Source organism: Pseudomonas sp. TMP9 (assembly GCF_037943105.1).
Lineage (GTDB): Bacteria > Pseudomonadota > Gammaproteobacteria > Pseudomonadales > Pseudomonadaceae > Aquipseudomonas.
This window is the reverse complement of sequence record NZ_CP149803.1, coordinates 3,383,658-3,405,550: the sequence shown is the minus strand read 5'-3', so window position 1 is coordinate 3,405,550 and position 21,893 is coordinate 3,383,658. Positions and strand designations below refer to the sequence as shown.

The following is a 21,893-nucleotide window of genomic DNA, read 5'->3' as shown; positions in this document are numbered from 1 at the left end:
CGGTTTGGCTGAATAACTATAAAAGCGAGTGTCATCGTGAAGTTACCGCACTTGGAGTGGGTCAATCAGGATTCGCCGTACCTGCGTCAGCATCAGCAAGGCTTTCGCCTGCTGCAGTTTGACGATGAACTGGAGCAGGCGTTCAAGCTGTATCACGCGGATTTACTGTTGCGCCGCATGCGTTGGGCGCTGCTGGTGGCGACGCTCATCGCACTGGTATTTGTGCTGGTGGATGCGCTCAACCTACCGGACCCACTGCGCGGGCAAATACTCAGCGTACGCATAGGCGTGATTCAGCCTGTGTTGTTGCTGGCTTGGTTGGCGACCTATCGACGCGGTCTGCGTCAGCATCTGCAGCTGATTGGCGGCATTGCCTCGCTGCTGTGCGGGTTAGCGGTAGCAAGCATTATTGGTTTGGCCCGTCATCACCACTTTGCGCTGCCCTATGAGGGCATCATCTTGGTGACGGTGTTCTTTTATTTCATGGTCAACCTGCGTTTCACCACGGCGGTGCTGTGTGGCTGGTTGGTGTTTGTGGCCTATGTCGCCGTTGAGGTGGCCACGGGGCTAACGGCTGACCTGCTGGTGAGCAACGCCCTGTTTCTTGGCTTGGCCAACATCATTGGCTCAGTGGGTTGTTACTCGCTGGAACACGCCGCACGGCAAAATTTTATCGCCCATGGTCTGCTCCAGGAACTGGCCGAGAAGGACTTTCTGACCGGGCTGCTCAACCGCCGCGCCTTTAGCGAGCGGGCTGAGCGCAGTTGGCGTCAGGCCCAGCGAGAAAAGCAGGCGCTGGGCGTGGTGATGATGGATGTCGATTTCTTCAAACGCTACAACGACCATTATGGCCACGCGGCCGGCGACGAGGCGCTGCGTCTGATCGCCAAGGTGATTGGCGAGCACGCCCGGCGACCGCTGGACTGCGCGGCCCGTTATGGCGGCGAGGAGTTTGTCGGCATCTGGTACGGCCTGAGTGAGGCGCAACTGCTGGTCATCCTGGAGGCTATCCGCAGTGGGATTGAGGCCTTGGGCCTGAGCCATGCTTATTCGGATGCCGCTGGGGTGGTCACGGTGAGCCTCGGATTGGCTTATCTGACCCCGCAGTCCCATCAGGGGTTGGGCGAGGCGCTGCGCTTGGCGGATGTTGCCCTCTACCTGGCGAAGGAGCAGGGGCGGAACCGCGTGATGGCCAAACGTCAGGAGGGCGAGGCGAAGTGAGCGACAGCAAGGCTTCAATGATCGGAGCGGAGCCGGTATTCTCGCCGCTATGAAAAAAACTCTCCCCCTCTGCATGATTGCGGCCCTCGCGGAAAACCATGTGATTGGCTGCGACAATCAATTGCCCTGGCACCTGCCAGCGGACCTCAAGCACTTCAAAGCGCTGACCTTGGGTAAGCCGATCATCATGGGTCGCAAAACGTGGGACTCGCTCGGTCGGCCGCTGCCCGGACGCCTTAATCTAGTGGTGAGCCGCCAACCGGACTTGCAACTGGACGGTGCCGAAGTGTTCGCCACTCTCGATGCTGCTCTCGTGCGCGCCAACGCTTGGGCGCAAGCCAATGGCGCTGATGAGCTGATGCTGATCGGTGGTGCGCAGTTATATGAGTTGAGCCTGCCCCGTGCTGAGCGCTTGTACCTGACGCGCGTGGCCCTCAGCCCGCCAGGTGATGCCTACTTCCCTGAAGTGACCGAGGCTGATTGGCAGCTGTCTTGCGCCAGCGAACACCCGGCCGGTGCAGAAACGCCTGCTTATGTGCTTGAAGTGTGGGTGCGCAAGTAGCCTGTCCGCGCTGATTTTTATCCTGTCATTAACGCCGGTGAAGTGTTTACCGGCGTCGCACAGCCGTTTCCCGCTAACAGGTTTTCTCTATGAATGACGCTGATACCGATCACACCGAGCCGGATAGCATCGCGGCGCTGTTTATGCGCCATCCGCTCTGGGAGGACGGCTTGGCCTTGGTGTTGGGCACCGCCATGGTGGCCATGGGCATTAGCCTTTACAGCGAGGCGGGGTTGTTGACGGGCGGTACAGTCGGTTTGGCATTCCTGATGAAATACCTACTGGGCTGGCCATTCGGGCTGGTGTTCTTTCTGATCAACGTGCCGTTTTACGCCTTGGCCATCTGGCGCATGGGATGGCCGTTCACCCTGCGTACTTTCTGCGCGGTGGGGCTGGTCTCGCTGTTTGCAGAGTTGACGCCGCACTGGATCGGTTTCACCCACCTGAACGCTGTATATGCGGCGTTGTTTGGCGGTTTTGCCATGGGCTTGGGCCTGCTGATGCTGTTTCGCCATCGCGCCAGCCTTGGCGGGGTGAATATCCTTGCACTGTATCTGCAAGAACGCTTCGGCGTGCGTGCCGGTAAGGTGCAGATGAGCATTGATGTGCTGATCGTGCTGGCGGCGGTGCTAGTGGTGTCGCTGGATAAGGTGGCGCTGTCGATCCTCGGCGCACTGGCATTGAACATGGTGCTGGCGATCAACCATCGCGTCGGGCGTTATATGGGCGTGAGTTAGCGGCCTACATGCAAAACCCGGCATTTAGCCGGGTTTTGCTTGCCGCAACAGGCTTATGGCACCAGCTTGTCCAGCAATGCGATATCACGTACTGCGCCTTTGTCGGCGCTGGTAGCGAGCAGGGCGTAGGCCTTGAGCGCGGTCGTGACTTTGCGTGGGCGATGTTCCACGGGCTTCCAGCCTTTTCTATCTTGCTCGTGACGACGATGGGAAATCTCAGCGTCGCTGACCAGCAGGTTGATGCTGCGCTCGTGGATGTTGATCAAAATCTTGTCGCCTTCGCGCACCAAACCGATGGCGCCGCCGGCAGCCGCTTCCGGTGACGCGTGGCCAATGGACAAACCCGAGGTGCCGCCGGAAAAACGCCCATCGGTGAGCAGGGCGCAGTCTTTACCCAGCCCCTTAGACTTCAGGTACGAGGTTGGGTAGAGCATTTCCTGCATGCCCGGGCCGCCTTTCGGGCCTTCATAGCGAATGATGACGATGTCGCCGGCAACCACTTCATCGGCGAGGATGCCGCGCACGGCGCTGTCCTGGCTTTCAAAGATTTTCGCATTGCCTTCAAAGATATGGATTGATTCATCCACACCGGCGGTTTTTACCACGCAGCCGTCGATGGCAATGTTGCCATACAGCACGGCGAGGCCGCCTTCTTTTGAATACGCATGCTCAACGCTGCGGATGCAGCCGTTCTCACGGTCGTCGTCCACCGTGTCCCAGCGCGTACTCTGGCTAAACGCCGTTTGCGTGGGGATGCCCGCTGGGCCGGCTTTAAAGAAGGTGTGCACGGCTTCATCATCGGTCTGGGTGATGTCCCATTGGGCAATGGCCTCGGCCATCGACGTGCTGTGCACGGTCGGCAGGTCAGTGTGCAGCAAGCCACCACGGGCCAGTGAACCGAGAATGGAGAACACCCCGCCGGCGCGGTGCACGTCTTCCATGTGGTACTTCTGGATATTTGGCGCGACCTTGCACAGTTGCGGGACGATGCGCGACAGGCGGTCGATATCACGCAGGTCGAAATCGATCTCAGCTTCTTGGGCGGCGGCCAGCAGGTGCAGGATGGTGTTAGTCGAACCGCCCATGGCGATGTCGAGCATCATGGCGTTTTCGAACGCTTTGAAATTGGCAATGTTGCGCGGCAGGACCGACTCGTCACCCTCACCGTAGTAGCGTTTACACAGCTCAACGATGGTGCGCCCGGCTTTAAGGAACAGCTGCTCGCGGTCACTGTGAGTGGCCAGGGTCGAACCGTTGCCCGGCAAGGACAAGCCCAAGGCTTCGGTCAGGCAGTTCATCGAGTTGGCGGTGAACATGCCCGAGCAGCTGCCGCACGTGGGGCAGGCGCTGCGTTCGTATTCGGCAACGGTCTCGTCGCTGGCGTTCTCGTCAGCGGCAATCACCATGGCATCCACCAAGTCGAGGCCGTGACTGGCCAGCTTGGTTTTGCCCGCTTCCATCGGCCCGCCTGAGACGAAGACCACCGGAATGTTCAGGCGCATGGCGGCCATCAGCATGCCGGGGGTGATTTTGTCGCAGTTAGAGATGCACACGATGGCATCGGCGCAGTGGGCGTTGACCATGTATTCCACCGAGTCGGCGATAATTTCGCGACTTGGCAGCGAATAAAGCATGCCGTCGTGGCCCATGGCGATGCCATCATCAACAGCAATGGTGTTGAATTCTTTAGCCACGCCGCCGGCGCGCTCGATCTCGCGGGCAACCAGTTGGCCCATGTCCTTCAAGTGCACGTGGCCAGGCACGAACTGAGTAAAGGAGTTGGAAACGGCAATAATCGGCTTCTTAAAGTCTTCATCCTTCATCCCGGTGGCGCGCCACAGGGCGCGAGCGCCGGCCATATTGCGACCGTGAGTGGAGGTTTTAGAGCGGTAATCAGGCATGACGATAAATCCTGCAAAGGCTAATCAGGTCGTGCGATCACAGGCAGTGGCGCTGTGCCGGCAACGGATATTGGTGCGTAAGTTGAGCCGGGTCAGGCCCGAAACAAAGGCAAATGTGCATTTGCTGGGCTGCGCCGCTGCTGTGCGCGGTGTGGGCGCTGGCAGGGCCGGGCTACAAGTCCGCCGGGGATGTGGCAGGTGGCTGCGATTCTAATCCCCGGCGGCTGAAGACGATAGCGCAGCGCGCTGATTCAGCGAGTGGCCCGTTGTGTGCCCTGGTGCTGCGCAAGTGCCGTTAGCTGTTGGGCAGCAGGCGCACGGTCAGGCTTTTGATGTAGCGGGTTTCGGCAATGGCTGGGTGCACTGGATGGTCTGGGCCTTGGCTGCCGCGTTCGAGCAGTTGGATGTTGCGATCAAGATGGCGCGCGCTGGTCAGCAGAATGTTCTGCAGGTCATCTTCGGGCAGGTGCATGGAGCAGCTGGCGCTGATCAAAATGCCGTCTTTATTGAGCAGGCGCATGGCTTGCTCGTTGAGGCGGCGGTAAGCGCCTTCACCGTTTTTCAGGTCTTTTTTGCGTTTGATGAAAGCCGGTGGGTCGGCGACGATCACGTCAAAGCGCTCTTCGGACGCTTTAAGCTGCTTGAGGGCTTCAAATACATCGCCTTCGACGCAGGCCACCTTATCAGTCAAGCCGTTCAGTGCCGCGTTTCGCTCCACGCCGTCGAGGGCGAAGCTGGAGGCGTCCACGCACATCACATCGCTGGCACCAAAGGCGGCTGCTTGCACGCCCCAGCCGCCGATGTAGCTGAACAAATCGAGCACGCGCTTGCCTTTGACGTAAGGGGCTAAACGAGCGCGGTTCATGCGGTGGTCATAAAACCAGCCCGTCTTCTGCCCGTCGAGCACCGGGGCCTCAAACGTGACGCCATTTTCTTCCAGCGCCACCCATTCCGGCACCACACCAAAAACGCTTTCGACATAACGCGGCAAACCTTCGGCATCGCGCGCGGCAGAGTCATTTTTCAGCAAAATACCGCTGGGTTTGCACACCTGAATCAGCGCGGCGAGCACCTCATCTTTGTGCCGTTCCATGGTGGCGGAGGCCAGCTGTACCACCAGAATGTCGAAGAAGCGGTCGACCACCAGCCCGGGTAATAGATCGGAGTCGCCGAACACCAAGCGGTAGCAGGGCTTATCGAACAGCCGCTCGCGTAGCGACAGTGCCACATTGATGCGGTGCACCAGCAGGGACTTGTCCAACACATGTTTAACGTCGCGCGACAGCAAGCGCGCGCAGATCAGGTTGTTCGGGCTCATTGCCACGACTCCCAGTGGCTTACCGCCAACGGCTTCGAGAATGGCTTGGTCGCCGGCCGCAAAACCGTTCAGCGGGGTGGCGGCAACGTCGATTTCATTGCTGTAAACCCACAGATGGCCGGCGCGCAGGCGTCGATCGGCATTGGCTTTCAGGCGCAGGCTAGGCAGGGTCATGGGGTAGGCTCCGAAAAAAGAGCGAAATTATAGCGGGTTCAGCTATGTCGCGGCGTTTACAAAAGTCATCCCTGCGCGTGCTGGGTTTAGCTAGACTGTGCACTACTCCTAATCCCGGTTGCGCCTGTCATGCCCCAAGAGCTTTCTGCCGAATATATCCAGCAAGTACTGCAAGGCATCAGCGTGCCACCGCAGCCACAGATCATGGTGGATTTGCAGATGGAACAGGTGATGCCCAATCCAGATTTGCGGGCCATTGCCAAGCTAATTGGCCAAGACCCAGGCTTGTCGGGTGCCTTGCTAAAGTTGGTGAATTCGCCGTTTTTTGGTTTGGCTAATCGCATCGCTTCGATCCAGCAGGCAGTTAACTTGTTGGGCTGCAATTCAGTGATCAACCTCATTAATGCCCAGTCGATTCGCGGCGAGCTGACGGATGAAGCCATCGTCACCCTCAACCGCTTCTGGGACACCGCCCAAGATGTGGCCATGACGTGCCTGACCCTGGCCAAGCGTATCGGCTACCACTCACCGGATGAGGCCTACACCCTCGGGCTGTTTCACAATTGCGGCATCCCGCTGATGATCAAGCGTTTTCCTGATTACATGGCGGTGCTAGAAGAAGGCTATGCCAGCGCCACGGATGAACGTCGGGTCGTGGACACAGAGAATCGCCTGCTCAACACCAACCACGCGGTGGTGGGTTACTACACTGCTAAGTCGTGGAACCTGCCGCTGCACTTATGCGAGGCGATTGCCAGCCATCACAACGCCTTAGCGATCTTTACTGAAGACGCCAGCCGCGATGCGCAGTTGAAAACCCTGCTGGCCATTTTGAAAATGGCCGAACACATTTGTGAAAGCCATCGCGTGCTCGGCAGTCAGGATCAAGACCACGAATGGCAGAGTATTGAGCAGTTAGTGCTGGAGTATGTCGGCCTGTCCGAATACGACTTCGAAAACCTGCGCGAAAGCATTCGCGACCTAGGCGCGCGCTAGCCTGCCTCGTCGCGTGCGGGGCATTCCTGCTAAGGTATGCGCCCCGTCGAATGACCCCGCCGAATACCCGTTATGCCAGAACTTCCTGAAGTAGAAACCACTCGCCGCGGTATCGCGCCTTTCCTTGAAGGTCAGCGCGTTAGTCGGGTGATTGTGCGTGAGCGCCGCCTGCGTTGGCCCGTCCCAGAAGATCTGGACATTCAGTTGTCCGGGCAGCTAATTGAGTCCGTTGAGCGTCGTGCTAAGTACCTGTTGATCAACGCCGAAAGTGGCACGTTGATCAGCCATTTAGGTATGTCCGGCAGCCTGCGCTTAGTCGAGCGTGGCCTGCCGGCAGCCAAACATGAGCATGTTGATATCGAGCTGGAGTCTGGTTTGGCTTTGCGCTACACCGACCCTCGGCGGTTTGGTTCGCTGCTCTGGAGCAATGATCCGCTCAACCACGTGTTGCTGAGTAAGCTTGGCCCTGAGCCGTTGACCGAGTTGTTTGATGGCGAACGGCTGTTTCAGCAATCACGCGGCCGCGTCATTGCGGTTAAGCCCTTCATCATGGATAACGCCGTGGTGGTGGGCGTAGGCAATATTTATGCGTCAGAGGCGCTGTTTGCCGCCGGCATCGATCCGCGTCGTGAGGCGGGTTCGGTGTCGCGGGCGCGCTATTTAAGCTTGGCGATTGAGATTAAACGCATCCTCGCCCACGCCATTGAGCGCGGCGGCACCACCCTGCGCGATTTTGTTGGCGGCGATGGGCTGCCGGGTTACTTCCAGCAGGAGCTGTTCGTCTATGGCCGCGGCGGTGAATTTTGTAAGCACTGCGGCAGCACCTTGCGTGAAATCAAACTAGGCCAGCGCGCCAGCGTTTACTGCCCGCGCTGCCAACGCTAGAGTGCGTCTTGCCCGCCAGCGTCGGCGGTTGGGGTGACTGTAGGCATGCGTTGAATACACAAGCGTAAAAAGGGTGAGGTCTTGATGTCGGATAACTATTTGCCGCGTAACCCCATGGCTGAATGGTTAGGTCGCACAGTGTTGAAGCTGATGGGCTGGCGTATCGAGGGCGAGCTGCCGAAGCTCGATAAGTTTGTAGCGATCGGTGCGCACCATACGTCGAATTGGGATTTTGTGATTTTTATTGCCGTGAAGTTCGTCCTGCGCCTGAATGCCCGCTGGTTTGGTAAACACAGCATCTTTAGCTGGCCGTTTGCCGAGCTGATGCGCCGGTGGGGCGGTATCGCCATTCACCGTGAGCGCCAAGGCAATACGGTCGAGCAAGCAGTGCAAGCCTTCAGCGCGCATCAGCAGTTTGTGTTGATACTTTCGCCCGAGGGTACGCGTAAAAAGGTCGAGCGCTGGAAGATGGGCTTCTATCACATCGCCCTTGGCGCAGGCGTACCGATCGTTCTTGCGGCCTTGGATTACCAGCAGCGCCGTGTCGTTATCGGGCCAAGCGTTATGCCGACAGGGGATGAGGCGGCTGACCTCAAGATGATTCTGGCGTTTTTTCGACCCTATCCGCCGAAAAAACCTGAATACGCCTTTTATGGGGATTGACGGGCGTCACGCTGACAATTATCAATGCGCTGTTATAGTTAGACTTACTGCCTCCTAATAGCTGAAGGATCGCCCCATGAAACTGTTCCGCTCAACCGCTGTTGCTCTGGCGCTGACCACTGGCCTGCTGGCGCTGCCCGCCTATGCTGACGCAGCGCAGCAGAACACCAGCGGCGACCCTCTTTACACGGCCAATGCACCGAAAGCCTTTTCCATGATCGGCGACCTGCTAATCGCCCGCCCGCTGCTAATCGGCGCCACAGCCATTGGCGCGGTAGCCTTTGTCATCAGCCTGCCGTTTACTGCCCTAGGCGGTAATGTGAAAGAAGCGGGCCAGGCGTTGGTGGCTGATCCGGCTCGTGAAGCCTTTGCACGCTGCCTGGGTTGCACCAGCTCGGTTCAAAATGAATATTGATTTATCTGCTTAGTAAAAAGGCGCCTTGTAGGCGCCTTTCTATTTTTCAGTATGTGTATTTATCTTCGATGTCTCTCATGCCGCGAGCACGCTGTGTTTCCGTTATAAAGCCATCTTGGTAATCACGAGATAGTTTTGTTTCCGCTGCACGCTTTTCTTTATCGATCTGTGCTTTAGAAAAATTGTAATTAATACGTGTCGCGCCGTCATAACCACTCACCGGGTCCCAGAAGATTGAGAGTGGCCAGAAAAGCAGGTTAAGCACGCCAAATGCCGGCTCGCGTGCATAGAAAGAACCTCCCCCGGGAAGGATTCCGAGCAACGCACCTGTGGTTGGGTTTTTTTCTTGGACAGCTAGGCCTCTGGCTTCCATTGAGTTGTACTCAGCGGACTGTTGCGAGTTAAGGCCGGTGGCGCATCCGGAAGTGAAAAGCGTTACTAAGCCAATAATTACAAGATTTTTAAGCATGTTACGTCCCTTTGGTCTTCTCTCTTCGGTCGGTGAAGAGGGTTTCGGCGTGGTGGTTATATTTATATTGGGGGTTATTAACCCGCAAAATATGATACGTGGCCAGTTTATGAATGTCTCTGCAAAAGGATTCTAGTTTGTGTTGATAAGCGTTGATGTACCGATCCCCCTGGGATCACTCGCCGCTTCGACCTTGCCATTCTGTTTATGCCACAGCAGCACCTGTTGATTCCCATACTGCCTGCCGGTTGATTTCAACTGATGCCCTAACGCTTCAAGCGCTGAGATTTCTGCGGCGTTGAAGGTGTTGGGTTCATGTTCGATCAGGTCTGGGCGGTATTGATGGTGGTAGCGATCGACGCTGGGCCAGCGCTCAATGGGCTGTTTGTCCAGATACTCCAGCATCGCCAACAGCACCATGCTGGGGATTCGGCTACCGCCGGGGGTGCCGAAGCTGGCGAAGTCTTCGCAGCTTTCAATAAAGCTGGGGCTCATGCTCGACAGCGGGCGTTTGCCGGCAGCAATGCTGTTGGCTTGGCTGCCACTTAAGCCATAGGCATTGGCGCCTTGTACGTCGGCGGCAAAGTCATCCATCTCGTTGTTCAGCAACACCCCGGTGCCCGCTACGGTGAAGGCTGCGCCAAAGGGTAGGTTGACCGACAGCGTTGCGGCCACAGCGTTGCCTTCGGTGTCGAGTACCGTGAAGTGGGTGGTGTGATCGCCTTCTTGCCAGGCTTTACTAGGCGCCAAGCTGTCGCTGGGTGTGGCGCGGAGCGGGTCGATGCTGCTGGCCAGGTGTTTTAGGTAATCGGCGGCCAGCAGTTGGCGCGTCGGGTTGCTGACAAAGTCAGGGTCGCCCAGCAGGCCGCGATCACGGTACGCGCGGCGCAGGGTTTCGACGATGAGGTGGCTGCGTTGTACGCTGTCAGCTTTCTGCCAAGGAAGTTGTTGCAGCATCAGTAAGCTCTGGGCAATGGCGATGCCACCTGCTGAGGGCGCAGGTGCGCTGATCAGCTCTCGACCGCCGCTTAGTCGAACGCGCAAGGGTTGGCGTTCAACCACGCGGTAGTCAGTCAGGTCTTTTTGCGACCAGATGCCGCCTGCTGCTTGCACGGCGCTAACCAGTTTTTCTGCCACCGCTCCAGCATAGAAGCCCTGATGGCCCTTGCTGCCCAGTTGCTCCAGCGTAGCGGCTAATTCTGGCTGGCGCAGCAGGGCGAATTCTTCCGGGATTTCTCCGTTAGCCAGGAACAAGCGCGCGGTTTCTGCATCATTGCGCATGGCTTCAATACGCCAGCCGGCGCGTTCACGATAAATCCGGTCGATGCTCACGCCGCTGCGCGCCAAGCGAATAGCCGGGGCCAGTGAGTCGCGCAGTGGCAAGCGGCCGAAGCGCTCAGCCAGTTCCACCAGCGCGGCGGGCAGCCCCGGTATGGCGGCTGCCAGCGCGCCGTCTAATGACAGCTGTTTTTGCACGTGGCCATCGACTTTATAGAGGTCGGCATGGGCGGCGAGTGGCGCACGCTCGCGGGCATCAATAAAGCGGTAGGTGGCTGGCTCGCCGGCTTCGCGCAATAAAAAGAAGCCACCGCCGCCTAAGCCGGAGCCGTAAGGCTCGACAACCGCAAGAGCGGCACTGATGGCTACCGCTGCGTCGAAGGCATTACCGCCTAGCGCCAGGGTCTCTTGGCCGGCCACCGTGGCGGCCGGGTGCGCGGTGGCAATGGCGATACGTTCGGGTTGGGCGGCAGCATGCAGCTCTAGGGCGCAGAGGAGGGCCAGCGTACCGAGCAGGGTGCGCCAGCAAAGGCGGTCGCCGATCAGCCGGCCGATGCTCATGCTTTGCCGGTGATGATTAAGTACTTTTGCATCAACTCGTCCTTGCTCTCGACGTTGTTTTCGTCGAGCGGGATGCAGTCAACCGGGCAGACCTGCTGGCACTGCGGCTCATCGTAGTGGCCGACACATTCGGTGCACAGATTCGGGTCGATTTCGTAGATTTCTTCGCCCTGAGAAATCGCGGCGTTGGGACATTCGGGCTCGCAGACGTCGCAGTTGATGCAATCGTCGGTGATGATCAAAGACATGGCAAAACCACTCCTGCTGTCGCCTTGGGGCGCAGCCTAGATGTGTGCGAAAGACTGGGTGCAAAGTGTGCCGCATCGAAGCCGCGCTTGCACGCGGCCTGACATAAGTGACTCAGCGCTTGAGGCGCTCGTTCAGCGCGGCAGCCACGGCGGGGTGCACGAAGTTGGAGATATCGCCGTCTAGCGCGGCGATCTCACGCACCAAGGTCGAGGAAATAAACGAGTATTTCTCTGAGGGAGTGAGAAACAGGCTTTCGACGTTCGGCGCCAATTGGCGGTTCATATTGGCCAGTTGAAACTCGTATTCAAAGTCAGACACCGCGCGCAAGCCGCGCAGGAACACGTTGGCGCCTTGCTCTTTGGCAAAGTGGGCAAGCAGGGTAGAGAAGCCAACAACCTCGACATTGGGCAGGTGCTTAGTGACTTCCCTGGCCAACTCGACGCGTTGTTCCAGGCTGAACAGCGGGTTCTTCTTTGGGCTGGCGGCCACCGCGATGATGACCGTGTCAAACAGCCGTGCCGCACGTTCGACCAAATCGCCATGCCCCTTAGTGATGGGGTCGAAGGTGCCTGGGTATAACACTCGATTCATCGTGACGTCCTGGCGGATCCGTTGGGGAGTCGGATGGTAGCGCAGCGCTTCACTGCGGCCAAGTCGGCGCGCGGCGCAACAGCACTATTCACGGGCGCAGCATGGCCCGTGAATAGTCTGCCATCAGGCGTTCTTCAGGCGTTCGGCGAGGTTTGTCGCCAGTTTGGCCGTCAGGCCATAGATCGACAGCTGCGGGTTGGCACCGATACTGGTGGGGAACAGCGAGCCGTCGTGGATTGACAGGTTAGTCAGCTGATGGTGACGGCCAAGGCTGTCAGTCACTGCGTGTTGCGGGTCCTCACCCATGGCGCACCCGCCCATCACGTGGGCGCTGCCTAAGCGGGTGCGGTACAGCTGCAGGCTTAGGCTGTCGATTAAGCGTTTGGCTTCGCCTAGCGTCTTCACGTAATCGGCATCGGCATGCAGCGGCAGCACCGCTTTGGCCCCGGCCGCGAACTGCACCTCAGCCATGCTGTGGAAGCCCCGGCGTATGCCGTCCCAGGTGTAATCGGTCATCTGATAGTCGAGAACTGGGCTGCCATCGCTGCGCAGCTCAACACGACCTTCGGCGCTATCCGGGTGAAAGCCGTCGCGCATCAGCGCTAGCATCACGTTGGTGTTGGGCAATTGCTCCATGCGCAGGGCGTTGTCGATGCCAAAGCGGCCGAGCATGGTGGCGGTAATGGCCGGTTGCAGCGGCGGCACTTCGAGCTTGTAAGAGAGCCTGCCGGCCGTACCGTCATCCCATTGGAAGTGGTCGGAATAAATGGATTGCGGCGCGCCGTAGAAGGGGTTGATGACCTGCTCAAACAGTGCAGCGGAGAAATTTACTAGGTGTAGGTAAGTGCGCTTACCGGTGCGCTGGTGCGGGTCGGGAGCGCCCGAGCGCAGTAAGATTCCTGGGGTATTGATGCCGCCGCCAGACAGCACGTAATGCTTAGCTTTAACCGTGATACGCCGGCCGTTGGGCGCCACACTGCGCTCATCCATGCCCAGGCACTCAATCCCAGTGACTTTATCGCCGTCCAGCAACAGGCGTTCGGCACGCGCCAGATAGAGCAGCTCACCGCCTTTTTCCAGCGTCGCGGGAATGGTGGTCACCAGCATTGACTGTTTAGCATTGGTCGGGCAGCCCATGCCGCAGTACCCGAGGTTCCAGCAGCCGCGCACATTGCGCGGAATCACCTGCCACTCATAGCCGAGCTTTTCACAACCGCTGCTGATCACGGCGTTGTTGGCGTTGGGCGGTACGGCCCAAGGTGCAACGCCTAGGCGTTGTTCCATCTGGGTGAACCAGGGCGCCATGTCTTCAGCACTGTGGCCTTGAACGCCGTGCTCCTTAGCCCAGTGTTCCAGGGTTGGTGTCGGCGTGCGAAAACTTGAGGTCCAGTTAATCAGCGTGGTGCCGCCCACGGCGCGACCTTGCATGATGGTGATCGCACCATCTTTGCTCATGCGACCGATGCCCTCTTGATACAGCTCGGCATAGGCTTGGTCTTCGAGCATCTTGAAATCATCGCTGGTCTTTAGCGGGCCTTCTTCGATCAACAGCACTTTGAAACCAGCCGCGCTGAGGATTTCGGCAGTGGTGCCGCCACCTGCGCCGCTGCCGATGATGGCTACGTCGGCTTCTAGGGTCAGATCGCTGTCCAGACGTGAGCCGTTATAGGTTTTCCAGCCGCTGGCCAGGCCTTGCTTGAACATATCGGGTACAGGCATTTGAGAATCTCTTTCTTATGATTGCGCTGCATACAAGGCTGAGCGAGCTAGAGCCAGGCGTTGTTGCAGATGCGCAAGGACGCGGAGTTTACGAGCTGTAAATGAGCAGTCCGAGCGCATCTGCAACAACGCCTGGCCAACGCGCAGCCAGCCGTTATTCAGACTGCTGGTGGGCCGGGATAGCCGCAGTGCGCCCATGACTCAGCACGGCTGTACCAGCTCATCATCACCAGCTGTAACAGTGAGGCGTGGCCCATCCTCAGCAAGCTGATGGAGCTGTTCTGCCAGCGGTCGAGAAACGCCTGCATATCGCCAGCCGATGCATGCTGCCAACTGCCCCAGACGCCCGTTAACGGGCCGCGAGTAATCGGCATGGCCAGTATGTCGAACAGTTGCAGGGTCATTTTGAGCAGCTCGGGCGACAGGTGATTGAGGCTGAAGTCGAGGTTTTGCAAGGTGCCACTAATGGCTTGGACCATCTGGGTTGGCGGCACTGCGCCGGCAAGCATGACCGGGATCAGGGCTTGCAAAAGCGGCAGGTCGGACTCGCGAATCACCGCAAAGCCGGTTTTCGGCGTGCTGGCAGAACAACCGCTAAGCGTTGCGGTTAGGCCGGCTGTGCCGAGCAGGGCGCTGCCCAGCAAGCCAACTTTAAGCAGGCTGCGACGTGACAGGTTGGCTGTTTCAAGCGTGGTGTTGTGCATTTATTGTGATCACCCGGTCAGGCCACTGCCCCGGTAAGCCGGGGCAGGATGGAATTAACGAACGAAAAGTTTGTAGACCAGCTTCTGCAGGGTTTTGCCGTAGGGCGGGTAGATCATTTTCGCAGCGTTGAACCGCTGTTTGATAAAGGTGCCTTTGCCGTGGCTGAAGGTCTTGAAGCCTTCGTGACCGTGGTAATGGCCCATGCCGGAAGGACCGACGCCACCAAACGGCATGTCGTCTTGGGCAACGTGCAGCATGGTGTCATTCAGGCACACGCCGCCGGAGTGGGTTTGCTCCAGCACGCGTTGTTGTTCCGCTTTGTTGTAGCCGAAGTAGTAAAGGGCCAGGGGCCGAGGGCGTTCGTTGATATAAGCGAAGGCCTGCTCCAGGTTGTCGTAAGGCACGATGGGCAGCAGCGGGCCAAAAATTTCGTCCTGCATCACGGTCATCTCGTCGTTTACATTCAGCAGCACGGCATGCGGCAAACGGCGCCCTTGGGCCTCAGGGTAGAGGCTGATGACTTTGGCACCCTTGCTTTCAGCATCGCCGAGCAGGCCCTTGAGGCGCTGCAGCTGGCGCTCATTGATGATCGCGGTGTAGTCAGGGTTGTCTTTGAGTTGCGGGTAAAAACTCAGCACTGCCGTGCGGTAGGCTTCGACAAAACCCTCCACGCGCTCGCGCGGCACCAGCACGTAGTCGGGAGCAACGCAGGTCTGCCCGGCGTTCAGCGTTTTGCCGAAGGCGACCCGCTCGGCGGCGTCACTCAGGGGCACATCGGCTGAGACGATAACTGGCGACTTGCCGCCCAGCTCCAGAGTGACCGGGGTCAGGTTCTCGGCTGCCGCGCGCATCACGTGTTTGCCAATGCTGGTTGCACCCGTGAACAGCAGGTGATCGAACGGTAACTTGGAGAAGGCCATGCCGACTTCCGCCTCGCCAAGCACCACGCAGACCAAGTCCTCAGGGAAGATTTTAGCCAGCAGGTCCTTGACCAGTTGCGAGGTGGCCGGGGTTGATTCGCTCATTTTGATCATCACCCGGTTGCCGGCTGACAGTGCGCCCACCAGCGGGCCAATGGCGAGAAACAGTGGATAGTTCCACGGCACAATCACCCCGACTACGCCCAGTGGCTGGTAAATAACCTTGGCCGCAGCCGGCTGAAAAGCCATGCCAACGTGACGCCGCGAGGGTTTCATCCACTTTTTAATATGTTTGCTCGCGTAATGAATGCCTTGCAGGCTGGGCATGATCTCTGCCAGCAGGGTTTCATCAGCGCTGCGGTTACTGAAGTCTTGGTTTATAGCGCTGATAAATGCGTCGCGCTCGCTGCTGAGTAGCTCGCGTAACACGTTGAGCCATTGGATCCGTTGCTCCGCCGAGGGCATGGGATTGGCTTTGAAGGCCTGGCGCTGACGGGCAAAGCTGGCTTCCAGCTGGCTGAGTTGCTGTTGGCTGTTTTTCAGGCTTTGTTCCAGGTAAGTGACGTCAGCGGCCATGGTGCGGCTCCTTGATATTGCGGTGGTGCAACGCATCAGGTGGCTGAGGCTGCTGCAGAAAGACATGCTGGTTTTTTAGAGCAATTACTCTAATCTGTCAAATGGCTTGACGGAGTCAGTCGACAGACGCCGTCCAATCCAGCGTCAATGGCCGTTGATAGTCGCAGAGCAGATAACACTTGGGGCGCTTGTGCGTGTACCTTTGCCGGGCTTTTGAGTTGAGTACGAGTCGTTATGTCAGCCCCACTAAAAACCCGCGAACGCATCATTCAGGAAAGCCTGGCGCTGTTTAACGCCCAAGGCGAGCGCAGCGTGACCACCAACCATATCGCCGCGCACTTGGGCATTTCGCCGGGCAACCTGTATTACCACTTCCGCAACAAGCAGGCGATCATCGCCGAACTGTTTGCCCTCTACGAAAGCCAAGTGGACATTTTCCTGCGTCGCCCCGAGGGTCGTGCGTTAACGGTGCAGGACAAAACCTTCTACCTAGAAGCGCTGTTGGCGGCCATGTGGCATTACCGTTTTCTGCACCGCGACTTGGAGCACCTACTCGACAGTGACGCCGACTTGGCCGAGCGTTATCGGCTGTTTGCCCAGCGCTGCTTGGTGCGGGCGCAAGGTATTTATCAGGGGTTTGTCGAAGCCGGTATTTTGCTGATGAACGCGGCGCAGATCGAGGCGTTGACCCTCAATAGCTGGATCATCATGACTTCCTGGGTGCGTTTTCTCTGCACCACCCGCGGCAACCCCGGCGACCTCAGTGAAGAAATGCTCAGGCGTGGCATCTATCAGGTGCTCGCGCTGGAAGGCGGCTACACCGCCCCGCAGGCGCGCGAAGCAGTGGAGGCTTTGTACGCCAAACTGCATGTGCCGCTGGATCAGGTGATTTGACTGGCCGTTGGAGTACCTAACCCGTAGCCCCGAAAAGCGCAGCGCAATCGGGGGAGCGCAACCCCGGATTGCGCCGAGGCTTATCCGGGCTACAGGCGGTCAGATTAGGTGATTGTGGTGACGCGAAAATCACTGTTGCTCAGGGCTGGCTTGCGTTGGGTGGGTCATGCCGCGGGCGAAATGGGCGGCATGTGCCGTTAGATCAGGTGATTTGATTGGCCGTTGGAATACCTAACTCGTAGCCCCGACAAGCGCAGTGCAATCGGGGGCGCGCAACCCCGGATTGCGCCGAGGCTTATCCGGGCCAAAGGCTACGGGCTAACGGCGGCCTGTTCGGCCAGCCACTTTGGGATGCGTCGCTCCAAGTAGTAACCCGGGTTGCTCAGGCTGCCTTCGACAAAACCGACATGGCCGCCGTGGGCGTGCAGTTCGAAGTCGATGCTCGGCGACAGTTCATTAGCTTCTGGCAGGCTGTGGGCAAACACAAAAGGATCATCCGCAGCCTGAATAATCAGCGTCGGCGTATCAATCTGGCTAAGGAAGTAGCGGCTAGAGGCCCGTCGATAATAGTCTTCAGCATCGGCGTAACCGTGCAGCGGCGCGGTGATGCGGCCGTCGAAATCCCAGAAAGTGCGCATATTGTCCAGCGGCCCGAGTTTATCCAGGGTGGCCAATCGCTCGCTCATGCCGTGGTGCGCGAACAGGCGCTGCTTGTCCTTCACGTAGGCCACCATCTCGCGCATGAAATGGCTTTGATAAACCCGAGAAAAGCCCATTCCGATGCGGTCGGCGCATTGGTCCAAGCGAAACGGCACTGAAACCGCCGCCGCGCCCTGCAATTGGCTGTCAGTTCCCGTTTCACCGAGGTACTTGAGCAGCACATTACCGCCCAGCGAATAGCCCACTGCATACAACGGTGCCAGCGGTCGCAGGGCGCGCAGGTGCCGCACGGTTTCCGCCAAGTCTTCGCTGGCGCCAGAGTGGTAGCCGCGTGCAAGCAAATTAGGTTCACCCGAGCAGCCGCGCCAGTTAAGCGCCGCGCTGGCCCAGCCTTGAGTGGCCAGTTTTTGCTGTAAGCCCATGACATAAAGCGAGTCGGACGAGCCGGTCAAGCCATGTAACACCAGCACCAACGGCGTGTCTGCCTCATGTGGGCCGTGCCAGTCGAGGTCGAGAAAGTCGCCATCCGCCAGCCACAGTCGTTCGCGGGTGCGTTCAAGGGTTGTCGCGCGCCGGCACAGCGGGTTCCACAGCGTTTGCAGGTGCGGGCCGGGCAGCCACCAGGCTGGGCAGAAATTGGTGTTCATACAGTTCCGTAGGTTGGATTAGCGAAGCATAATCCGACATGGAGCGCGCAGCACTCCACTTGGTGATGGTTCGGCATTGTACGTGTCACGGCTGAAGCGGGCTGATTGCGCGACACCCGGATTACGCCTGCGGCTCATCCAGGCTAAGCGCTAAAAAAAAGCAGCTAGGCTGCCGACCGCTGCCACAGCGCGTAATACACCTGGCCGGCTTTCTGCTCGCGGTGCAAACGCCAGTTGCCGGGCATGCCGAGGCTGGAGGGTGAGTGTTCGCTTTCGGTGTAAACCCAGGCATCGGTCGCCAGCCAACCGTTCTGTTCCAGCAGGTTACAGGCTGGTAGAAGCAGATTTTGGCTGAACGGTGGGTCAAGAAATACCAGGTCGAATTGTGCGGCGGCAGGTTGTTGCAGGTAAATCAGCGCGTCGATTTGCTGCAGTTGGCCGTTGTCGCAGTTCAGCGTGTGCAGGTGGCCGCGCAAGCTGTTGATGGCTGCGGGGTTGAGGTCCAGCGCCAAGGCGCTGCCGGCTCCGCGCGACAGCGCTTCAAGAAACAGCGCGCCGCTGCCAGCAAACAGGTCGAGTACGTTGGCGCCCTCGACATAGGGGGCGAGCCAGTTGAACAAGGTTTCCCGCACCCGATTCGGCGTTGGCCGCAACCCAGCGGCCATGGGGAAGTTGAACTGACGCGAACGCCATTGCCCAGCAATGATCCGCAGCTGACCGTCGCCTCCGTGGGCGGGGGCAGGTTTAGGTGATTTGGCGCGTTGGTTCATTAGTGTTCCGGTACGGCTGAAGGTTGTTCGATGGGGTTGTCGGTGGGGGGCGGCAGCTCTTTTTGCGTAACTGTTGGGCCCGCGGTAACGATGACGAGCGCATTCACGTCGAGGCGTTTGGCCACAGCGGTCTTGACCTGTTCGACCGTGAGCGCCTGCACGTCACGCATAAAATCTTCCAAGTAGCTCAATGGCAAGTCATAAAAGCCCATGGAGCCTAGCTGGCCGACGATGGCGGCATTGCTCGCAGTAGAGAGCGGGAAGCTGCCCGCTAACTCACGTTTAGCGTTGTTTAGCTCCTGCTCGGTCGGGCCGTTGGCGATAAAGTCGGCGAGCATGCTTTTGACCAGTTGCAGGGTGCCGTCGCTGAGTTCGGCACGGGTTTGCAGGTTGATCATAAACGGCCCGCGGGCTTGCATGGCGCTGAAGCCTGAGTAGACGCCGTATGTCAGGCCGCGCTTTTCACGCACCTCGGTCATCAACCGGGTGCCGAAGCCACCGCCGCCGAACACCTGGTTACCAAGGTAGAGCGCCGCATAATCAGGGTCACGCCGGTCAATGCCGAGTTGAGCAATCATCAGGTGGGTCTGGTTTGACGGGAACTCGATATGCTGCAGACCGGCTTTGGGCTCTTGCGGCTGGGCGATGCGCGGTAATGCAGGGCCTTGCGGCAGGGCTGCGGACACTGCACTGGCCAAGGCCTCGGCGTCGCTGCGCGAGAGGTCACCGACTAGGGCAATGATCGCGTTATTCGCTGTGTAGGCTTTGGCATGGAAGGCTTGCAACTGCTCACGACTAATGATCGGGATTGACTCGGCGTTGCCGTCGCTAGGGTGGGCGTAAGGATGGGTGCCGTAGAGGCGCTCGAACAACGCCAGGCTAGCCAGCTTGCCGGGGTTTTGTTTCTGGAATTCGAAACCGGCTAAGAGCTGATTCTTGATTCGCGCGAGGGCGTCATCAGGGAATGTCGGCTGGCCGATGACCTGATTGAATAACTGCATGGCTGGCTCACGTTGCTCGGCGGCGCTGAGGCTGCGCAGGCTGGCGATGGCCATATCGCGAAACGCACCGTTACCGAAGTTGGCACCGAGGTTTTCGAAGCCGGTGGCAATCGCGCCAACATCTTTGCCCGGTACACCCTCGTTGAGCATGGCGTTGGTCAGCAAGGCCAAGCCAGCGCTGCCGTCGTCATGGCTGCTGCCTGCAGCAAAGGTCAGTTGCAGATCAAACATCGGCAGCTCGCGCGCCTCAACGAACAGCACCTTGGCGCCTTCTGCGGTTTGCCACGTTTGGATATTGAGGTCGCGGCGGCTGGGCGGTTGATCGCCAAGAGCGGCGAGGGATTCGATGCTGTCGCCGACAGGCACCTCGGTTTGGCGGCTATCCGGGCGGTTGATAACCATGGCCAGTAGCGCCAGCAATACCAGTAACGCCAGACCAAGCAGGCCGTAGCGCAGACCATTGCGCTCACTCATCGTGCTTCTCCTCAGGCAGAACATGGGCGACGCTCAAGCGGTCGCGGGTAAAAAAGGTGCTGGCGGCTAGCTGAATGTCGGCTGGCGTTACAGCTTCCAGCTCGGCCAGTTCCTGGTCCATCAGCGTCCACGACAGGCCGACGGTTTCCAGTTGGCCGATGGCCGTGGCCTGGCTGGTGATCGAGTCGCGCTCATACACCAGGCCGGCAATTACCTGCGCCCGCACGCGTGCCAGCTCATCGGCGCTGGGCGGGTTGTTCTGTAAGTCCTGCAACTCACGCCACAAGCCGGCCTCGACCTGCGCCAAGGTTTTATCTTTCTGCACGTTGGGTGTGGCGGAAAGGATGAACAGGCTGTCACCACGGGAGAAACCGTCGTACCAAGCCGAGGCGCCAGACACCAGCTCTTCGCCACGCTCTAAGCGTGTGGGCAGGCGTGCGCTGTAACCGCCATCAAGCAGGGCGGCTGCCAAGCGCAGGGCATAGACCTGCCGAGGCTCTGCGGCGGTAGCCAGGCCGGGCACGTTGAAACCCATCATCAGGCTCGGCAGTTGAGTTTTCAGGTGCAGGGTGATGCGCCGTTCACCCGGTGCAGCCAGCTCAAGCGGCGCCTTGGCAATGGGCACAGAACGCTTGGGGATTGGGCCGAAATAGCGCTCGACGAGGGTTTTCACCTCGGCGACGCTGACATCACCGACCACTACCAACGTGGCGTTGTTCGGCGCGTACCAGGTTTCGTACCAGGCCCGCAGTTCCTCAACCGTCATGCGTTCAAGGTCAGCCATCCAGCCAATGGTGGGCGTGCGGTAGCCGCTGGCGGGGTAGGCCATGGCCTTGAATCGCTCATAGGCCAGGCTCGATGGTTTGTCATCGGTGCGCAGCCGGCGCTCCTCTTTGATGACCTCGATTTCCTTGGCGAACTCATCAGCGGGCAGCTTGAGGCTGGCCAGGCGGTCAGCTTCTAGTTCCAGCGCGACAGCCAGGCGATCACGCGCCAATACTTGGTAGTAGGCGGTGTAGTCGTCGCTGGTAAAGGCGTTTTCCTCAGCGCCCAGCTCGCGCAATATGCCTGACGCTTCACCGGGACCGAGCTTACGGCTGCCTTTGAACATCATGTGTTCGAGGGCGTGGGACAGGCCCGTCTGGCCGGGTGACTCGTAGCTGGAACCGACTTTGTACCAGAGTTGGCTGACCACTACGGGAGCGCGATGGTCCTCGCGCACGATGACCTTGAGGCCATTGTCCAGGCTGAATTGGTGGGTCGGCTGCGGTGCAGCGGCAAAAGCCAGCAGCGGTGTACAGAGCACACCGAACAGCAGGGCGGCGGTGCGTTGGGCAATCATCGGCATAAATTTTCGACCTGTCGGACGGGCCCGCTTGGTTTTAGCGTCAGCGGGCGCGGAGGTGCTAGGATACGCATCCGTTTTACTGACGACCACGCCTGCGAAAGCATCTGATTGTTACTGCGTACACTCTTCAGCTTATTAATGCTGCGTGAGTAATGCTTT

21 protein-coding genes are annotated in these 21,893 nt (G+C 59.0%); 8 read left to right on the top strand and 13 right to left on the bottom strand.

Annotated features, from left to right (window positions below; all coding sequences use genetic code 11):
• The first annotated feature begins 36 nt into the window (after nucleotides 1-36).
• From WF513_RS16015 to WF513_RS16005, 3 genes are all read left to right on the top strand, one after another.
• Complete coding sequence (locus tag WF513_RS16015; RefSeq protein WP_339080395.1) at nucleotides 37-1,221, top strand: diguanylate cyclase; 1,185 nt, start codon at nucleotides 37-39, stop codon at nucleotides 1,219-1,221.
• A gap of 49 nt (nucleotides 1,222-1,270) precedes the next feature.
• Nucleotides 1,271-1,783 (top strand): dihydrofolate reductase, encoded by a 513-nt coding sequence (locus WF513_RS16010; protein ID WP_339080394.1) that lies wholly within the window; start codon nucleotides 1,271-1,273, stop codon nucleotides 1,781-1,783.
• 89 nt (nucleotides 1,784-1,872) lie between these two features.
• On the top strand, nucleotides 1,873-2,520 hold the full coding sequence (locus WF513_RS16005; RefSeq protein WP_339080393.1) for a YitT family protein: 648 nt from the start codon (nucleotides 1,873-1,875) through the stop codon (nucleotides 2,518-2,520).
• A gap of 53 nt (nucleotides 2,521-2,573) precedes the next feature.
• On the opposite strand, the gene ilvD is transcribed toward WF513_RS16005, so the two are convergent.
• Nucleotides 2,574-4,421, bottom strand: coding sequence for a dihydroxy-acid dehydratase (gene ilvD / locus WF513_RS16000; RefSeq protein WP_339080392.1), 1,848 nt, complete (start codon nucleotides 4,419-4,421; stop codon nucleotides 2,574-2,576).
• A 295-nt stretch (nucleotides 4,422-4,716) separates the two neighbouring features.
• Complete coding sequence (locus tag WF513_RS15995) at nucleotides 4,717-5,913, bottom strand: class I SAM-dependent rRNA methyltransferase (protein WP_339080391.1); 1,197 nt, start codon at nucleotides 5,911-5,913, stop codon at nucleotides 4,717-4,719.
• A 183-nt stretch (nucleotides 5,914-6,096) separates the two neighbouring features.
• Here WF513_RS15995 and WF513_RS15990 point away from each other — a divergent pair, with 183 nt between their 5' ends.
• The 4 genes from WF513_RS15990 to WF513_RS15975 all read left to right on the top strand — a co-directional run bounded on the left by WF513_RS15990 (nucleotide 6,097) and on the right by WF513_RS15975 (nucleotide 8,872).
• Nucleotides 6,097-6,909 (top strand): HDOD domain-containing protein, encoded by an 813-nt coding sequence (locus WF513_RS15990; protein ID WP_339083627.1) that lies wholly within the window; start codon nucleotides 6,097-6,099, stop codon nucleotides 6,907-6,909.
• Nucleotides 6,910-6,981: 72 nt separating this feature from the next.
• Nucleotides 6,982-7,794 carry a bifunctional DNA-formamidopyrimidine glycosylase/DNA-(apurinic or apyrimidinic site) lyase gene (gene mutM / locus WF513_RS15985; RefSeq protein WP_339080390.1) on the top strand — a complete coding sequence of 271 codons (813 nt, stop codon included), beginning with the start codon at nucleotides 6,982-6,984 and terminating at the stop codon, nucleotides 7,792-7,794.
• A gap of 84 nt (nucleotides 7,795-7,878) precedes the next feature.
• Nucleotides 7,879-8,457: a lysophospholipid acyltransferase family protein gene (locus tag WF513_RS15980; RefSeq protein WP_339080389.1), complete on the top strand. Its 579-nt coding sequence runs from the start codon at nucleotides 7,879-7,881 to the stop codon at nucleotides 8,455-8,457.
• Nucleotides 8,458-8,533: 76 nt separating this feature from the next.
• Complete coding sequence (locus WF513_RS15975) at nucleotides 8,534-8,872, top strand: multidrug transporter (protein WP_339080388.1); 339 nt, start codon at nucleotides 8,534-8,536, stop codon at nucleotides 8,870-8,872.
• A 46-nt stretch (nucleotides 8,873-8,918) separates the two neighbouring features.
• On the opposite strand, the gene WF513_RS15970 is transcribed toward WF513_RS15975, so the two are convergent.
• The 7 genes from WF513_RS15970 to WF513_RS15940 form a co-directional block, all read right to left on the bottom strand.
• Nucleotides 8,919-9,341, bottom strand: coding sequence for a hypothetical protein (locus tag WF513_RS15970; protein WP_339080387.1), 423 nt, complete (start codon nucleotides 9,339-9,341; stop codon nucleotides 8,919-8,921).
• A gap of 132 nt (nucleotides 9,342-9,473) precedes the next feature.
• Nucleotides 9,474-11,180, bottom strand: coding sequence for a gamma-glutamyltransferase (gene ggt / locus WF513_RS15965; protein WP_339080386.1), 1,707 nt, complete (start codon nucleotides 11,178-11,180; stop codon nucleotides 9,474-9,476).
• Nucleotides 11,177-11,428 carry a YfhL family 4Fe-4S dicluster ferredoxin gene (locus tag WF513_RS15960; protein ID WP_090250215.1) on the bottom strand — a complete coding sequence of 84 codons (252 nt, stop codon included), beginning with the start codon at nucleotides 11,426-11,428 and terminating at the stop codon, nucleotides 11,177-11,179. Before WF513_RS15960 ends, ggt begins: the two co-directional genes overlap by 4 nt.
• 112 nt (nucleotides 11,429-11,540) lie before the next feature.
• Nucleotides 11,541-12,020 (bottom strand): pantetheine-phosphate adenylyltransferase, encoded by a 480-nt coding sequence (coaD, locus tag WF513_RS15955; protein ID WP_339080385.1) that lies wholly within the window; start codon nucleotides 12,018-12,020, stop codon nucleotides 11,541-11,543.
• A gap of 123 nt (nucleotides 12,021-12,143) precedes the next feature.
• Nucleotides 12,144-13,739, bottom strand: a complete 1,596-nt coding sequence (locus WF513_RS15950; RefSeq protein ID WP_339080384.1) for a GMC family oxidoreductase — start codon at nucleotides 13,737-13,739, stop codon at nucleotides 12,144-12,146.
• 158 nt (nucleotides 13,740-13,897) lie between these two features.
• Complete coding sequence (locus WF513_RS15945; protein ID WP_339080383.1) at nucleotides 13,898-14,443, bottom strand: twin-arginine translocation pathway signal protein; 546 nt, start codon at nucleotides 14,441-14,443, stop codon at nucleotides 13,898-13,900.
• Between the two features lie 54 nt (nucleotides 14,444-14,497).
• Nucleotides 14,498-15,940 carry a coniferyl aldehyde dehydrogenase gene (locus tag WF513_RS15940; protein ID WP_339080382.1) on the bottom strand — a complete coding sequence of 481 codons (1,443 nt, stop codon included), beginning with the start codon at nucleotides 15,938-15,940 and terminating at the stop codon, nucleotides 14,498-14,500.
• 234 nt (nucleotides 15,941-16,174) lie between these two features.
• Here WF513_RS15940 and WF513_RS15935 point away from each other — a divergent pair, with 234 nt between their 5' ends.
• Nucleotides 16,175-16,834: a TetR/AcrR family transcriptional regulator gene (locus WF513_RS15935; protein WP_339080381.1), complete on the top strand. Its 660-nt coding sequence runs from the start codon at nucleotides 16,175-16,177 to the stop codon at nucleotides 16,832-16,834.
• Nucleotides 16,835-17,145: 311 nt separating this feature from the next.
• Here the strand turns inward: WF513_RS15935 and WF513_RS15930 are convergent, their stop codons facing one another.
• The 4 genes from WF513_RS15930 to WF513_RS15915 all read right to left on the bottom strand — a co-directional run bounded on the left by WF513_RS15930 (nucleotide 17,146) and on the right by WF513_RS15915 (nucleotide 21,734).
• Nucleotides 17,146-18,141 (bottom strand): hydrolase, encoded by a 996-nt coding sequence (locus tag WF513_RS15930; protein ID WP_339080380.1) that lies wholly within the window; start codon nucleotides 18,139-18,141, stop codon nucleotides 17,146-17,148.
• Nucleotides 18,142-18,305: 164 nt separating this feature from the next.
• On the bottom strand, nucleotides 18,306-18,911 hold the full coding sequence (gene rsmD / locus WF513_RS15925; RefSeq protein ID WP_339080379.1) for a 16S rRNA (guanine(966)-N(2))-methyltransferase RsmD: 606 nt from the start codon (nucleotides 18,909-18,911) through the stop codon (nucleotides 18,306-18,308).
• Nucleotides 18,911-20,386: a pitrilysin family protein gene (locus WF513_RS15920; protein ID WP_339080378.1), complete on the bottom strand. Its 1,476-nt coding sequence runs from the start codon at nucleotides 20,384-20,386 to the stop codon at nucleotides 18,911-18,913. Before WF513_RS15920 ends, rsmD begins: the two co-directional genes overlap by 1 nt.
• Nucleotides 20,379-21,734 carry a pitrilysin family protein gene (locus WF513_RS15915; RefSeq protein ID WP_339080377.1) on the bottom strand — a complete coding sequence of 452 codons (1,356 nt, stop codon included), beginning with the start codon at nucleotides 21,732-21,734 and terminating at the stop codon, nucleotides 20,379-20,381. Before WF513_RS15915 ends, WF513_RS15920 begins: the two co-directional genes overlap by 8 nt.
• Nucleotides 21,735-21,893: the final 159 nt, after the last annotated feature.